Genomic DNA, 15,312 nt, shown 5'->3' with positions numbered 1-15,312 from the left:
CAAGGCATGAATTCCTTTATCGAACATCTGCTGACACAGCCGGAAGGCAAGACGCTGGAGTTCAAGCGTGACCTTTCATCACCCCGGAACCTGCTGAAGACATTGGTGGCCTTTGCCAACTCGGCCGGAGGAGTCGTGCTGATCGGTGTGGCAGATGACCGGACGGTGATCGGTCTGGAGCAGCCGCTGGATGATGAGGAGCGGCTGGACAATCTGATCGGTGATGCCATCGCCCCCCGGCTGGTGCCCAATGTGGAAATACTGAGCTGGCAGGACAGGAGCATCCTGGCCGTGGAGGTCTTTCCGGGTAGCAATCGGCCTTATTACCTCAAGTCGGAAGGGCAGCCAGACGGCGTTTATGTTCGCCTAGGGTCCAGCAATCGACAGGCGGGATCAGCGCTGGCAGCCGAGTTGCGGCGTACCTCCGAAGGCATCGTGTTCGACGAAATGCCGATGCCGGACCTGGGGCCGGATGATCTGGACATCCAGGCAGCACAGCGTCTGTTCAGTGATCGGCGAAAGCTGGATGAGCAGGCGTTGCTGAGCCTGCGTGTCCTGGTGCGTGACCAAGGCAGGTTGGTACCCAGCAAGGGCGGCATGCTGCTGTTCGGGAAGGATCGAGGCGCCTATTTCCCAGATGCCTGGGTGCAGTGTGGCCGGTTCATCGGTGTCGACAAGGCGCATATATTCGATCATGCCGAGATCCATGCAAGCCTGCCTGATTGTGTCGAGCAGGTCATGCTGTTTCTGAAAAAGCATGCCATACGCGGTGCGGATTTCTCGAACGTCCGGCGTCAGGATGTCTGGAGCATCCCGTTGCTGATACTGCGTGAAGCCGTCACCAACGCCTTGGTTCATGCCGATTATTCGCACCCTGGTGCACCGATACGGGTGGCCTTCTTCGATGATCGGATCGAAGTTGAGAGTCCGGGCATCCTGGTGCCGGGTATGACCATCGAGGAAATGCGCCAGGGGGTTTCCAACCTGCGCAATCGCGTCATTGCCCGGGTATTTCGTGAGTTGGGCCTCATCGAACAATGGGGCAGTGGCGTGCGTCGGATGTTCCGGGAGGCCAGCGAGCTTGGCTTGCCCGAGCCGGTGATCGAAGAGATCGGCATGCACTTGCGGATCACCGTGTTCATTGGCCAGAATCGACTGATGAAGACCCCAGCGAAGTCAGGGGTAGAGTCAGGGGTAGAGTCAGGGGTAGAGTCAGGGGTAGAGTCAGGGGTAGAGTCAGGGGTAGAGTCAGGGGTAGAGTCAGGGGTAGAGTCAGGGGTAGAGTCAGAAGATGGGCCTTCTGTGAGCTGGCGGGTTCTACATGTCCTGAAGGAAGGTGCCCCGCTGTCCAAGATCGAGATCGCCAAGGCCTTGGGGCGTACCCGACCCAATCGATACCTGGATGAGTCGATGCGCCGACTGATTGCTGCCGACGAGGTGGCCTATACCTTGCCGGAAAAACCGAACAGTCGCCTGCAGAAGTATCGACTGACCGAGAAAGGCAAGGCACGTCTGTCCAGAATGGGCAATGAATGACGCCATCCTGGCCGGCTTCAGCGCCGGGCTCAGTCTCGTTCTGGCTATTGGCTCGCAGAATGCGTTTGTGCTGCGGCCGCGTTTTGCTGCGCCCCGTGTCTGACGTCAGCGCCGTTCGTGCGTGGCCTCAGGTTCCGCAGAAAGTCATGTATTCCCGGCTGTCCTTCGGAACCTTCTGATAGGCCCGAATATTTGATTCGGGGTCGAATGGGCGCTGCAGGACGGATAGCAGTGCGTTGAAGGGCTGCATGTCGCGTGCTTCGGCGGCTTCCAGGGCGGCTTCGACAAGGGCGTTGCGGGGGATGACGAACGGGTTGGCTGATTTCATCCGTGCGGCGGTTTCCTGTTGGCTCTGTGCCTGCTCATCAAGCCGCGCATGCCAGCGGGTTTTCCAGGCGGCAAAGGCCTCGCTGGAAAACAGGGGGTCGGTGCCATCCAGATCGTGGCCCTCCTGGCCGTCCATGGCCAGCGTGAGGCGCACGAAGGTGTTGGTGTAGTCGGCTTCGTGATTCAGCATCAGCTGCAGCAGGTCGACGGCCAGCAGCTGGTCGCTGGCGGGCACTTCTGCATCCTGCGGGGTGAAGAGACCCAGCTTCTGGCACATGTGTCGGGTGTAGCAGGCCTCGAACTGGCTGGCGAAGGCGTTCAGTTCCTCCTTGGCCATGTCGACGGCTTCGTCCTGATCGTCACTGAAGAGCGGCAGCAGGGTCTCGGCCAGCCGGGTCAGGTTCCAGTGTGCGATAGGGGGCTGGTTGCTGTAGCGGTAGCGGCCTTGATGGTCGATCGAGCTGAACACGGTATCTGGATCATAGGTGTCCATGAAGGCGCAGGGGCCGTAGTCGATCGTCTCACCGGTAATGGCCATGTTGTCGGTGTTCATCACGCCGTGGATGAAGCTCACTGATTGCCACTGCGCCACCAGGGCGACCTGGCGTGCGATGACCCGGCGCAGCATCAGCCGGTAGGGGGTGAGCTTCGGATCCGCAGCGGTTTCGGTGCGGATGTCCGGAAAGTGCCGTTCGATGGTGTAGTCGGCAAGCGCCTTCAGTGCGGCGACGTCGCGCAGGGCCGCAGCATACTGGAAGGTGGCGACCCGGATATGGCTCTGGGCGGTTCGGGTCAGCACGGCCCCGGTTTTTGGGCCGCGGCGATGGACGCGGTCACCCGTGGTGACGACCGCCAGACTGCGCGTCGTCGGGATGTGCAGCGCGTGCATCGCTTCGCTGATCAGGTATTCGCGCAACATTGGTCCCAGCGCCGCCTTGCCGTCACCCTGGCGTGAATAGGGCGTTTGCCCGTTGCCTTTCAGCTGGATGTCGATGCGTTGCCCATCCGGCGTGATCTGCTCGCCGATCAGGGTGGCCCGCCCGTCACCCAGCATCGCAAAATGCCCGAACTGATGGCCCGCATAGGCTTGCGACAGTGGCAAGGACCCCTCGGGGAATCGGTTGCCCGAGAAAAAGTCGGCGGCCTCCGCCATCAAGGGGCTGCCATCCGACCATGGTGTCGGCGTTGCCGGATGGGCGGCTGCACTGGCATCGGCACCGGCGCCGGCATCGGTCGCAGTGGCGTCTTCTGTGGGCAGCAGCCCCAGCTCGCGGGCCAGGGACTGGTTGAAGAGCAGAACCTGGGGCTTGGGGAAGCGGGCGGGCTGAGCGTCCGAGAAGAAGGCCTGGGGCAGCGAGCGATAGCTGTGGGACAGGTTCCAGTGCAGGGTCGTGGGTTTCATGCGGGCGGAGATCTTCATTCGGACAGAGGTTGAATCTTCAAAGGGTCCTGAGCGCTTGCTGTTCATGCGTTTTCTTTGGCCTCACCCACCAGCCACTCCCGAAAGCACGTCAGGGCCGGCCGTTCGGCCTTGTGTTCGGGCACGATCAGATAATAGGCGCGTGAGCTGGGCATGCTCTGGGGGCAGGGGCTGATCAGGCTGCCGTTGGCCAGCTCCTGCTGGATCAGGAAGGGCGGGATCAGTGCCACGCCCAGCCGTTCGATGGCGGCCTGGGCCAGCATCGAGAACAGCTCCAGCCGCATGCCGGTCATGGCGCGGGGGGTGGTCACGCCGGCGGCGGCAAACCACTGTCGCCAGGCGTAGGGACGGGTGCTTTGCTGCAGCAGCGGCAGCTCGGCAATGGCCTCGGGCGTCATGTGCAGCTGCACGCCGGGCAGGGTGGGGCTGCATACCGGCACCGGGTATTCGTGCATCAGGAAATGTGCCTCGGTGCCCGGCCAGCCGGCATCGCCGAAGTAGATGGCGGCGTCGAAGCCGGTCTGGTCGAACAGGAAGGGACGTGTCTGGGTGTGCAGGTTCACGATCACCTCGGGCTGGCGGGCCTGGAAACGGCCCAGGCGTGGCAGCAGCCAGCGGGTGGCGAAGGTAGGCACGACAGCCAGGTCCAGCGTGCTGCCGGTGCCGTGCTGCGACATCACGGCCAGGGTGTCCTGCTCCAGGGCGTCCAGCCGGGGGCCGATCTGCCGGCTGTAGTCCTGTCCGGCCTCGGTCAGCTGTACACCCCGCCGGGTGCGCCGAAAGAGCGGCACGCCCAGGTAGTCCTCCAGCGCGTTGATCTGTCGGCAGACGGCGCTCTGGGTCAGCGCCAGTTCCTCGGCCGCCCGCGTGAAGCTTTCGTGGCGGGCCGCGGACTCGAAGGCAAGCAGGGCGTGGGTGCTGGGGATCTTCTTGCGCATGATGGGGTTGGGGGCTTGAGGCTGGGGCGAACGATCTCGGAGTTCCTGAATCGCACAGGTTACTGCATAAATGTCGTTTGAGGTGGCTTTTGTGGGTCGCTAGAATGCGCGCAAGGAATAATGAAAAGGAGACGACCCATGGCTTCCCATCGCGCCCCCTTCAACTGGGCTGACCCGCTGCTGCTGGATGCGCAGCTTTCCGATACCGAGCGCATGGTGCAGGACAGCGCCCGTGCCTACTGCCAGGACAAGCTGCTGCCGCGTGTGCAGGAGGCTTTCCGCCATGAGAAGACCGATGTGAGCATCTTCCGCGAGATGGGGGAGCTGGGCCTGCTGGGCCCCACCATCGCCGAGGAATACGGTGGCGCTGGGCTCAACTATGTCTGTTACGGGCTGATCGCCCGCGAGGTCGAGCGGGTCGATTCCGGCTACCGCTCGATGATGAGCGTGCAGGGCTCGCTGGTGATGGTGCCCATCGAGGCTTTCGGCACCGAAGAGCAGAAGCAGAAGTATCTGCCCAAGCTGGCCACGGGTGAGCTGATCGGCTGCTTTGGTCTGACCGAGCCCAACCATGGCTCCGACCCGGGCAGCATGGTGACGCGCGCCCGCAAGGTCGAGGGTGGCTACAGCCTGTCGGGGGCCAAGACCTGGATCACCAACAGTCCCATCGCCGATGTCTTTGTGGTCTGGGCCAAGGATGACGAAGGCCAGATCCGCGGCTTCATCCTGGAGAAGGGCTGGAAGGGGCTGTCGGCACCGGCCATCCACGGCAAGGTGGGTCTGCGTGCCTCCATCACCGGCGAGATCGTGATGGACGAGGTGTTCGTGCCTGAAGAGAATGCCTTCCCCGAGGTGCGTGGCCTGAAAGGTCCGTTCACCTGCCTGAACTCCGCCCGCTATGGCATTGCCTGGGGCGCGCTGGGGGCTGCCGAGGCCTGCTATGAGGCCGCCCGCCAGTACACGCTGGACCGCAAGCAGTTCAACCGGCCGCTGGCGGCCAACCAGCTCATCCAGAAGAAGCTGGCCGACATGGCGACCGAGATCTCGCTGGGCCTTCAGGCCGTGCTGCGTGTGGGCCGCATGAAGGATGAGGGCATTGCGCCGGTGGAAGTCACCTCCATCGTCAAGCGCAATTCCTGCGGCAAGGCGCTGGACATTGCCCGGATGGCGCGCGACATGCTGGGGGGCAACGGCATCTCCGACGAATACCCGGTGGCGCGTCATCTGGTGAACCTCGAGGTGGTCAACACCTACGAGGGCACGCATGACATCCATGCGCTGATCCTGGGCAGGGCCATCACCGGCATTGCAGCGTTTGCCAACTGATCGACCCTGGCATGCCAGAGGCGACTCGGTCCGGATGACGGGTCGTCGGTTCTTTCGGCCGGCCGCACGGCCTTGTTGGGAGTGTGCGGCAAGAACCAAAAAACATGAGGAGACTGATCATGGCGGGCGCGCTGTCACACATTCGCGTGCTGGACCTGTCGCGCATTCTGGCTGGTCCGTGGGCGGGGCAGATTCTGGCTGACCTGGGGGCGGATGTCATCAAGGTCGAGCGCCCGGGGCCCGGCGACGATACCCGAGGCTGGGGGCCGCCATGGATCAAGGATGATCAGGGGCAAGATACTTCGGTGGCTGCCTATTATCTGTGCGCCAACCGGAACAAGCGCTCCATTACGGTCGATATCACCCAGCCGGAAGGCCAGGACATCGTGCGTCGGCTGGCGGCGAAGTCCGACGTGGTGCTGGAGAACTTCAAGCTGGGCGGCCTGAAACAGTACGGACTGGACTACGACAGCCTGAAGGCCGTCAATCCGCGGCTGGTGTATTGCTCCATCACCGGCTTCGGGCAGGATGGTCCCTATGCGCCACGCGCTGGCTATGATTTCCTGATCCAGGGCCTGGGCGGGTTGATGAGCATCACCGGCCGGCCGGATGGAGAACCGGGCGCCGGTCCCATGAAAGTGGGCGTGGCGTTGACCGACATCCTGACCGGCCTGTATGCCACCAATGCCGTGCTGGCGGCGCTGGCCTGGCGCGAGCAAAGCGGTGAGGGACAGTACATCGACATGGCGCTGCTGGACGTGCAGGTGGCCTGTCTGGCCAACCAGGCCATGAACTATCTGGCGACCGGCAACAGCCCGCGCCGGATGGGCAATGCGCACCCCAGCATCGTTCCGTATCAGGATTTCCCCACGGCGGATGGCCACATGATCCTGGCCATCGGCAACGACGGTCAGTTTGCCCGCTTCTGCGAGGTGGCTGGAAGGCCTGAACTGGCGGCCGATGTGCGCTTTGCCACCAACCGTGCGCGGGTGGAAAACCGCGCCGAACTCATCCCGCTGTTGAACGAGATCACGGCAACCCGCACCACGGCTGAGTGGATTGGGCAGCTGGAGGCCCGTGCCGTGCCCTGCGGTCCCATCAATGGTCTGGCCGAGGTGTTTGCCGACCCGCAGGTGCAGGCGCGCGGTCTGGCCGTGACGTTGCCGCACCCCGAGGCCGGCGAGGTGCCGCTGGTGGCCAGCCCGATCCGACTGTCGAAGACCCCGGTGGAGTACCGCCGTGCGCCTCCTCTGGTGGGTGAACACACCGACGAGATCCTGGCCGATCTGGGGGTGGATGCGGCAGGCATTGCGGGGCTGCGGGAGCGGGGGGTGGTGTAGGGCCCCTGCGCTGCCGTGGGTTGCCTTGGCGCCGAACGCCATAAAACGGCGCCAGGACACTGATTGGCGGCAGCAATAAAAATATCTATAGCCTGAGCCAAGCACGCGCCATCCCGATACTCACCGATCGTCCGGGCTGGCAAAGCTGCGCAACCAAGGCTCCAGCCGGGCAAGGTCGAACGTGCCGGATTCCAGCATCTGCATCATGTCTTCATGGATCTGCAGTGCAGGGCGATGCAGGCGCCAGCCATTGATGCGCAGAAAGACATCCGTCGCCGCAAAGGCGATGCGCTTGTTGCCATCGATGAAGGGGTGATTGATGGCCAGGCTTTCCATCAATGCCGCCGCTTCGGCCACGATGTCCTCGTAGTAGCCCGTCTGCGGACGAAAAAGCGCCGACTCCAGCGCACCCGCATCCCTGAGCCCAGGGGTTCCCCCATAACGCTGCATCAGCACCCTGTGCAGGCCAAGTAAATCCGCCGTTGTCAGGTAGTCGGTTGTCATGGCCACCTACTTGGCCAGCTCTCGATACAACGCATCGAACTCGTCCAGACTGGCTGCAAAGGCCGACATGACGTGCCGCCGAGGGCGTTCCCTCTGCCTGCGATCAATGTAGTCGCGCAGTGCCTCATCCAGTATGGACTGAAACTGCCGGCCTTCGGCCTCTGCAATCTGGCGAAGCGCCGCCAGTACCTCAGGCGCAGCCTGGGAAGAAAACTTTTCGCGCACAGGGGTGTTCATGCAAGTAGCCATCATGATGAATCTGGAAACATCATGATGGATCAGCGTAGACTCCCCCGTCAAGAGGACAACCCAAAAGTAGAGACTCCGGCTGGGAAAGTCCTGAGCATGTAGACCGCAGGCGGTACATTGCCCAGGGATTCATGGGGACGCTGTTAGTTGTAGCCGGTCGGGGCAAGCGTTCTGGTGGGCGCGACTGCCAGACTTCAACGGTGTTTTACATGTCGGGGCATCTGTCATCTGTCACAATCGAAGACTGGTTTCTGACCCGATGGGAGAGAGTTTGATGGGTGTTCATTCCATGATCAAGGTACGCCGCCTGCTGGGTGCACCGCTGGCTGCGGCTTCGCTGTCACTGGGTGTGGCGCTGGCCGGGACGGTGGGGCTGCCGGGCACGGCACTGGCGCTGGATCTGTCGTCGATCACGCAGACTGATGCGTCGGCGGCGGTGAAGGCGGCGCTGCAGAAGGGGGCGGAGTCGGCGGTGGCCAGTCTGGGCAAGGCCGATGGCTTTCTGGGCAACCCGGAGGTGAAGATCCCGCTGCCGTCCAGTCTGCAGAAGCTGGAGAAGGCGGCCAAGCTGATGGGCAAGCAGAAGGATTTCGAGGCGCTGCAGGTGAACATCAACCGGGCGGCCGAGGCGGCGGTGCCGGAGGCGAAGACGCTGCTGCTCAATGCCATCAAGGGCATGTCGGTGAAGGATGCCAAGGGCATCCTGGCGGGCGGCGATGATTCGGTGACGAGCTTCTTCCGTGAGAAGACCTCGAAGGAGATGTACCAGAAGTTCCTGCCGATCGTGACGCAGTACACGGGCAAGATGGGGCTGGCGAAGCAGTACAACTCGCTGGCCGGGCAGGCGTCCAAGCTGGGGGTGGTGAAGTCGGACGACGCGAAGATCGAGAGCTATGTGACCAACAAGGCGATGGATGGTCTGTACAAGATGATCGCGGCGGAAGAGAAGTCGATTCGTGCGGATCCGGTGGGTACGGGTTCGGCCATCCTGAAGAAGGTGTTTTCCAAGTAAGGTCTGACATCTTTTGAAATCTGGGGCCTTCTGTCAGGGCTGCCAGGTGAGCCGGAAGCCCGGGCAGGTCGATGAGATGACCTGTCCGGGCTTTCTGTTTTTGCAGTGGGGTTGCGTGGTGGCCGGTCTGTCGGGCTGGGCCTTCCATCGGGCGGTGTGTGCGAAGCGGTGAGGTTTGCGGGTAAAAATTCGCGGCAAAAGAACCCGCTTCCTCTGTGAATGGCCCCGATGTTCCCGATGATGAAGGTCTCTCCGGTTTCGCGTCGCCTGTCAGGGCGCTTCCATGCGTGCCGCTTCCTGTTCGCCCTGCCGTTGGCGGCGGGATTGATGACGGCCGCCATGCCTGCGCAGGCGCAGGTCTACAAGTGCAAGGTGGACGGCAAGGTCAGCTACCAGGCGATGCCTTGCGGGGGGGAGGTCGAGGGGGAACTGAAGCTGGCTCAGGATGATGGGGTGGGCCGTGAGGGTGCCGCCCTGCGCAAGCTCTGGACGGGTCTGAAGGCCGGCATGAGCGTGGCCGAGGTGAAGAAACAGAGGTCCGGGCTGATGGTGCCCGAGCGGCCGAGCAGGCTGGTCAATGGCGCCGAGGGGCTGCTGGAGAAGGACATGAAGTTGGCCGGCGCCCTGTTCAAGGTGAAGTACTACTTCCTGGACGGTGGCTACTACCAGGTCATGGTGACGACGGACAACCCGTGGTTACGGGAAGACGACGAGATCCGGGCACTGTACGGGAAGCTGCAGCCGCAGGTGCAGAAGATGCTGGGCAAGGCGTCGAGTGAGGAGCCGCTGGAAATGCGGAACATCGGGCTGTGGGGGCGTACGGAGTGGACGGATGCCGATGGGAACCTGAAGACCTGGGTGTTCATAACGCCCGGGCCTCCCGGCCAGTCCATGCTGACGGTTGGTCATCGGCCGGACGGGGTGGCGGCGTTCAAGGATCTGCGCCAGCTCAGGAAGCCCTGAAAACGATGATGGGCTGGTTGCAGGCACCCGCTGCCTGTCCGGACAGTTCACGATGTTCCCGATGACGATGACGATGACGATGAAGAGCACGCCGGTTTCGTGCCGCCTTTCAGGGGGCTTTCCTGTGCGCGGCTTCCTGTTCGCCCTGCCGTTGGCGGCGGGATTGATGACAGCCGCCATGTCCGCGCAGGCGCAGGTCTACAAGTGCAAGGTGGACGGCAAGGTCAGCTACCAGGCGATGCCTTGCAGTGGGGACGCCGAGGGGGCGCTGAAGCGGGCTCAGGATGATGGGGTGGGCCGTGATGTTGCCACCTTGCGCAAGCTCTGGACGGGCCTTGAGTCCGGCATGAGCGTGGCCGATGTGCTGGAGCGGGTACCCGGTGCAACGGCGCCCTCGAAGGTGGAAAGGATGGCCAATGGAGCCGTGGTGCTCCTGGAGAAGGACGTAAAGCTGGCTGGCACGACATTCAAGGGGCGGTATTACTTTCTGGACGACGGCTATCTCATGCTCGGTCTCGCGCCGGATGCGCCGGCGATGCGGAGCAATGGCGAGGTCCGGCATCTGTACGGAAAGCTGCAGCAGCTGCTGCTGAAGGTGCTGGGCGAGGCGTCGGATGAGGTGCCGCTGGAAGAGCGGAACGGCAGCCTGCAGGGGGAAACGAACTGGCGGGATGCCGCCGGCGACGAGAAGGCCTGGGTGTTTGTATCGCACGGGAATTTCGGCTGGTCCTTGCTGACGGCCGGATATCGACCGGAAGGGGCGCCGTCGTTCAAGGCGTCGTTCCCCCGAAAGCGGTGACGGGGCGGGTAGACGGTCCTGCGGGAATGTGGGGTGGTTTGCAGTCCTGATGCTCTGCGGCATGGCCGGGTGTCTGCCCGGAGATGGGCAGGCCGAATTGCGGTCAGTCTGTCGGGTCATGCCTTCCATCGGGCGGCGCATGCCGTGTGATGCGGTTTGCGGGTACAAATGCCGCGGCGAAAGAACTTGCTTCCTGTGTGGGTGTACTTCGATGTTCCCGATGACGATGAAAGCTACTGAGGTTTCCCTTCCTGCTTCGCGGCGTTTCTCTCTGCGTCACTTCCTGTCGGCCCTGGGGCTGGGGCTGGTGACGGCTGCAACGCCTGCGCAGGCGCAGGTTCACAAGTGCGTGGTGGATGGCAAGGTCAGCTACCAGGCGATGCCTTGCAGTGCAGGGGTGGATGCCGGTCTGAAGCTGCCCGGGAGTGCCGGGGCTGGCAACGCCGCTGCCTCGCCCCGGATGCCCTGGACGGGGCTGAAGGTCGGCATGACGGTGGCTGAAGTGCAGAAGCAGGTCTCGGGCCTGACCCCACCGCTGAAACCGGACTCTCTCATGAATGGTGCCCGGGAGTTGCTGGCCAAGGAGGTCAAGGTGGCCGGGGAGACGTTCCGGGCAGGCTACTACTTCCTGAAGGGCGGCTTATACCAGGTGAGCATGACGACGGAGCCACTGGTGCGCGAGAGCGATGAGATCCTGGCGATGTATCCCAAGGTGCAGGCGCAGCTTCTGAAGGCGCTGGGCCCGGCGTCGGGTGAGGTGCCGCTGAAGGATCACGGTAGCGGTCTGCTGGGACGCACGCGCTGGGACGATGCCGCTGGCAATAACATGGCCTGGGTGACGGTGGGGCCGGCGTCTCGCCGCGGTAAGGCGCTGCTCACCTTCGGCTATCGGCCGGAAGGGGCTGTGCCGTTCAAGCCCATGTAAGCTGGCACGGGTCTGAGGAATATTCCACGGCCTGGCCGGGCTGACTTCGGGTTTTCCCTGAGTTTTGAGGTGGTTGCCCAGTCATTCACAGTATATATACCCCCACCTAATTACAATATGAGGAGTTTGATCTTTTCATTTTGTTAAGCAGGAGACTTCCATGAAGAGTCTGGGTGAATTCATCGTCGAGAAGCAGGCCGAGTACCCGCATGCGCGCGGCAATCTGAGCGGCATTCTGGCGGCGATCCGTCTGGCGGCCAAGGTCATCAACCGTGACATCAACCGGGCCGGTCTGGTTCACGAGATTCTGGGTGATGCCGGCGCCGAGAACGTGCAGGGCGAGCAGCAGAAGAAACTGGACGTGTTCGCGCACAAGACGATCAGCGCGGCCTTCTTTGCTCGCGACGACGTGGCAGGCTTTGCGTCGGAAGAGGAAGAGAACTTCATCGCCTTCGACAGCGAGAAGAACCGCAATGCGAAGTACATCGTGCTGACCGATCCGCTGGACGGTTCGTCCAACATCGACGTGAACGTGTCGGTGGGCACCATCTTTTCCATCTACCGGCGGGTGACGCCGGTGGGCACGCCGGTGACGCTGGAGGACTTCCTGCAGCCGGGCCGCGCGCAGGTGGCCGCAGGCTATGTGGTGTATGGTTCTTCCACGATGCTGGTCTACACCACCGGCAATGGCGTCAACGGCTTTACCTATGACCCGGGCATCGGCGTGTTCGCGCTGTCGCACGAGAACATCCGCATTCCCGAGGACGGCAAGATCTATTCGGTGAACGAGGGCCAGTACCTGAAGTTCCCGCAGGGCGTGAAGAAGTACATCAAGTACTGTCAGGAAGACCGCCCGTCCGAGGGCCTGCCGCTCACGTCGCGCTACATCGGTTCGCTGGTGTCGGACTTCCACCGGAACATGCTCAAGGGCGGCATCTACATGTACCCGCAGGGCAGCAACTATCCGAAGGGCAAGCTGCGCCTGCTGTACGAGTGCAACCCCATGGCTTTCCTGGCCGAGCAGGCCGGCGGCATGGCTACCGATGGCGAGCGCAACATCCTGGACATCCAGCCGACCGAGCTGCACCAGCGCAGCCCCTTCTTCGTGGGCTCGAAGAAGATGGTGGAGAAGGTGCACGACTTCATCCGGAAGTATCCGGACTGAGCATTGGGCAGGAGAACGCCGGCTGCCGGGTTCGGCAGCCGGAGGGTGGACGGGCACCTGGGGGCCCGTTCACACCGGATGCAGACAGGGCGGTCAACCGTGGTTCACACGGTGGCCGCCCTGTCTGTTCTTGGGGGGCATGATGCCCGAAGGCAGCCCTGGCGGCCGGCACGCGCGGGCAGGTGGATGGCCTGTGCTGCGTCAGGCCTGACGGGCCTGGATGGCCTTGGCGGGGGTTATTCGCCCTTGGCGACCGGTCGGGACGGATCGCTGATCCAGCCGCTCCAGGAGGGCGGATAGAGGCGGCTGCCGGGCAGGCCGGCCAGTTCCATCGACAGCAGGTTGTGGTTGGCGGTGATGCCCGAGCCGCACTGCTGGATGATGTCTTCGGGCTTGCGGCCGGCCAGCAGGGTTTCCCATTCGTGGCGCAGCACTTCGGCGGGCTTGAAGCGGCCGTCGGGGCGCAGGTTCTGCGAGAGCGGCCGGTTGATGGCGCCGGGGATGTGGCCGGCCACGGGGTCCATGCTGGTGTCCTTGCCCTGGAAGCGCTCGGCGGGGCGGGCATCCACGATCTGGCTATGGCCGTCCTGCAGGGCGGCCATGAGCTGGGCGGTGTTGAGCAGGGTGACGAGCGTCGGGCGCTCGGACAGGTGGCCGGGCGTGGCGGGCGCAGGGGCTTCGGTGGACATCGGGTAGCCGGCGCGCTGCCAGGCGGCAATGCCGCCGTCGAGCAGGGCAACGTGACGGTGGCCCAGCCAGCGGGCCAGCATCCAGAGCCGTCCGGCCATGGCGCCGCCCTGGTCGTCGTAGACGACGAGCTGGGTGTCGTCAGAGAGGCCCAGTGCGGCCAGCTTGCCCCGCAGTGTCTCGCGGTCGGGCAGGGGGTGGCGGCCCAGCGAGGGATCATGACGGCCGCTGAGGTCGTCGTCGATGGAGAGGAAGTGTGCCGACGGGATGTGGCCTGCTTCCCAGGCACGTCGGCCGGCCTGCGGATCGTCGAGCCGGTGGCGGCAGTCGACGAGCACGCAGCGATCGATGGCGTGGGCCAGTTCTTCGGCGGAGATCAGCGTTGTCCAGTTCATGGCGGCAATGAGGTGCGCGCCGGGGGCGGTGCCGCCGGCGCATCCGGCAGGGCGCCGGCCGATCCGGCGCCCCGTCGGGCATCTTACCGCGGGCGGACGAGCTGGCGCTCGGTGAGCTGGTGGCCGGTGGGGTGATTGGCCGGCAGGTTGCGGTCGTCGCCCACGTCGCCCAGTTCACGGCGCAGGAACTCGTGGAAGTGCTGCATGCCGTCTTCCATCGGGCTCTGGTAGGGGCCGGTCTGGTTCTCGCCACGCTCCAGCAGGGCGCGGCGGCCGGCGTCCATGCGCTCGCCGATCTCGTCGTCCTCGATGGCGGTCTCCATGTAGGCGGCGCGCTCGGCCTCGATGAACTCGCGCTCGAACCAGACGATTTCCTCGGGGTAGTAGAACTCGACGATGTTGGTGGTCTTGCCCGGGCCACGCGGAATGAGCGAGGAGATGATGAGCGAGTTGGGGTACCACTCCACCATCAGGTTGGGGTAGTAGGTGAGCCAGATGGCACCGTACTTGGGCAGCTTGCCGCCGTTGAAGCGCAGCACTTCATCGTGCCACTTGCGGTAGACGGGGCTGCCGGGCTTCTGCAGGTCGCGGTGCAGGCCGACGGTCTGCACGGAATACCAGTCGCCGAATTCCCACTTCAGGTCGTTGCAGTCCACGAAGTGGCCCAGACCCGGGTGGAAGGGCACGACGTGGTAGTCCTCCAGATAGACCTCGATGAAGGTCTTCCAGTTGTAGTTGCACTCGTGCACTTCGACGTGATCGAGGCGGTAGCCGGAGAAGTCCAGATCGGCAGCCACGCTCATGCCGCGCAGGTCGGCGGCGATGTCGCGCGGGCTCTCGAAGAGCAGGCCCTGCCATTCCTGCAGGGGATAGCGGGGCAGCTCAAGGCAGGGCTGCTGGTCGAAGTGCGGGGCACCTTTCAGGCTGCCGTCCAGGTCATAGGTCCAGCGGTGCAGCGGACAGACGATGCTGTCGGCGTTGCCCGAGCCGTTGAGCATGATGGCCTGGCGGTGGCGGCAGACGTTGGAGAGCAGCTCGATGCGGCCCTGCGGGTTCTGCGCGTCGGGGCGCTGGTTGACCAGCACGCGGCCTTCCTGCTCAGCCACCAGGGTGCGGTAGTCGCCGGGTTCGGGCACCATCAGGCGATGGCCGCGATAGCCGGGGCCGTTGTCGAACAGCCGATGCAGTTCTTGTCGATACAGCGATTCGTCGAAATAGGCAGTGACCGGCAACTGGGTTGCGGGTCGCTGGATGTGTGCCAGATGCCCGATGTCCGTCATGATGGAACCTGCGTCCCTCCGACCAGAAGTGATGTGAAGCGGCTTAACAGGAAAGGCGGCCTTCGGCCTGCCGCGGGGCCGGGCCGCTGGAGGATGGGGTAGGCCGCCGGGGCCGGCCGGGGCGCCGGAGGAGAAGGTGGCGCGGGGCGGGGGGTCGAGGCGGCTGCGGCTGATGATGTCCGCGTGCTCCAGAAGGGCCGGATTCTACCGGCAACGGGGAGGGGTGCCCAGCAGATTTTCCAGCGGGATGACGGGGCATTGGGTCCTGTCGGCTTCTTTGGCCGGTTTGGGGGATTCCCCAAGCAGGATGCGTGGGAAGGGCACGACACGCGCTAGAATGCCGACACCCCGGTGTCGCCGGGGGGCCGTGGCACGCCATCGTGTCGCCGGGGCGGCCTGTTCTTGCGCCGTGGCTCGGGCGCGGGTGTGCTTATCCGTCTGTCGTG

The 15,312-nt window shown here is 63.9% G+C and carries 14 protein-coding genes; 8 read left to right on the top strand and 6 right to left on the bottom strand.

The features are described 5' to 3' along the window. Positions 1-6: 6 nt before the first annotated feature. Positions 7-1,536: an ATP-binding protein gene (locus EL249_RS11405; RefSeq protein WP_005672222.1), complete on the top strand. Its 1,530-nt coding sequence runs from the start codon at positions 7-9 to the stop codon at positions 1,534-1,536. 127 nt (positions 1,537-1,663) lie between these two features. Here EL249_RS11405 and EL249_RS11395 read toward each other — a convergent pair whose 3' ends face one another. Both EL249_RS11395 and EL249_RS11390 read right to left on the bottom strand, forming a co-directional pair. Continuing rightward, a complete protein-coding gene (locus tag EL249_RS11395) occupies positions 1,664-3,265 on the bottom strand; it encodes a protein adenylyltransferase SelO (RefSeq protein ID WP_040530506.1) in 1,602 nt (533 codons plus the stop codon). Positions 3,266-3,327: 62 nt separating this feature from the next. Continuing rightward, positions 3,328-4,221, bottom strand: a complete 894-nt coding sequence (locus EL249_RS11390; protein ID WP_005672224.1) for a LysR family transcriptional regulator — start codon at positions 4,219-4,221, stop codon at positions 3,328-3,330. 138 nt (positions 4,222-4,359) lie between these two features. On the opposite strand from EL249_RS11390, the gene EL249_RS11385 reads away from it, so the two are divergent. Both EL249_RS11385 and EL249_RS11380 read left to right on the top strand, forming a co-directional pair. Then, positions 4,360-5,547, top strand: coding sequence for an acyl-CoA dehydrogenase (locus EL249_RS11385; RefSeq protein WP_005672226.1), 1,188 nt, complete (start codon positions 4,360-4,362; stop codon positions 5,545-5,547). A gap of 104 nt (positions 5,548-5,651) precedes the next feature. Next, a complete protein-coding gene (locus EL249_RS11380; RefSeq protein ID WP_005672228.1) occupies positions 5,652-6,887 on the top strand; it encodes a CaiB/BaiF CoA transferase family protein in 1,236 nt (411 codons plus the stop codon). 120 nt (positions 6,888-7,007) lie between these two features. On the opposite strand, the gene EL249_RS11375 is transcribed toward EL249_RS11380, so the two are convergent. Both EL249_RS11375 and EL249_RS11370 read right to left on the bottom strand, forming a co-directional pair. Continuing rightward, on the bottom strand, positions 7,008-7,391 hold the full coding sequence (locus EL249_RS11375; RefSeq protein WP_005672230.1) for a type II toxin-antitoxin system death-on-curing family toxin: 384 nt from the start codon (positions 7,389-7,391) through the stop codon (positions 7,008-7,010). Between the two features lie 6 nt (positions 7,392-7,397). Then, entirely contained in the window at positions 7,398-7,628 is a 231-nt protein-coding gene (locus tag EL249_RS11370; protein ID WP_040529618.1) for a hypothetical protein, read from the bottom strand. Positions 7,629-7,914: 286 nt separating this feature from the next. Here EL249_RS11370 and EL249_RS11365 point away from each other — a divergent pair, with 286 nt between their 5' ends. From EL249_RS11365 to fbp, 5 genes are all read left to right on the top strand, one after another. Further along, positions 7,915-8,652, top strand: coding sequence for a DUF4197 domain-containing protein (locus EL249_RS11365; protein WP_232002018.1), 738 nt, complete (start codon positions 7,915-7,917; stop codon positions 8,650-8,652). Between the two features lie 237 nt (positions 8,653-8,889). After that, the gene (locus EL249_RS11360; protein WP_232002017.1) at positions 8,890-9,615 is read left to right on the top strand and encodes a DUF4124 domain-containing protein; all 726 of its coding nucleotides are present in this window, start codon (positions 8,890-8,892) and stop codon (positions 9,613-9,615) included. Positions 9,616-9,739: 124 nt separating this feature from the next. After that, entirely contained in the window at positions 9,740-10,414 is a 675-nt protein-coding gene (locus EL249_RS11355) for a hypothetical protein (protein ID WP_232002016.1), read from the top strand. Between the two features lie 220 nt (positions 10,415-10,634). Next, positions 10,635-11,339 carry a hypothetical protein gene (locus tag EL249_RS11350; RefSeq protein ID WP_232002015.1) on the top strand — a complete coding sequence of 235 codons (705 nt, stop codon included), beginning with the start codon at positions 10,635-10,637 and terminating at the stop codon, positions 11,337-11,339. A 160-nt stretch (positions 11,340-11,499) separates the two neighbouring features. Continuing rightward, the gene (fbp, locus tag EL249_RS11345; RefSeq protein ID WP_005672238.1) at positions 11,500-12,504 is read left to right on the top strand and encodes a class 1 fructose-bisphosphatase; all 1,005 of its coding nucleotides are present in this window, start codon (positions 11,500-11,502) and stop codon (positions 12,502-12,504) included. A gap of 236 nt (positions 12,505-12,740) precedes the next feature. Here the strand turns inward: fbp and EL249_RS11340 are convergent, their stop codons facing one another. Further along, positions 12,741-13,586: a sulfurtransferase gene (locus EL249_RS11340; RefSeq protein WP_005672240.1), complete on the bottom strand. Its 846-nt coding sequence runs from the start codon at positions 13,584-13,586 to the stop codon at positions 12,741-12,743. Positions 13,587-13,669: 83 nt separating this feature from the next. Next, positions 13,670-14,866, bottom strand: a complete 1,197-nt coding sequence (locus EL249_RS11335; RefSeq protein ID WP_005672241.1) for an aromatic ring-hydroxylating oxygenase subunit alpha — start codon at positions 14,864-14,866, stop codon at positions 13,670-13,672. Positions 14,867-15,312 lie beyond the last annotated feature (446 nt).

Origin of the sequence: Lautropia mirabilis (assembly GCF_900637555.1) — a bacterium.
Taxonomy (GTDB): Bacteria; Pseudomonadota; Gammaproteobacteria; order Burkholderiales; family Burkholderiaceae_E; genus Lautropia; species Lautropia mirabilis.
Note: the sequence above shows the minus strand (reverse complement) of the source record. Positions and strands in the feature narration are given on the sequence as shown.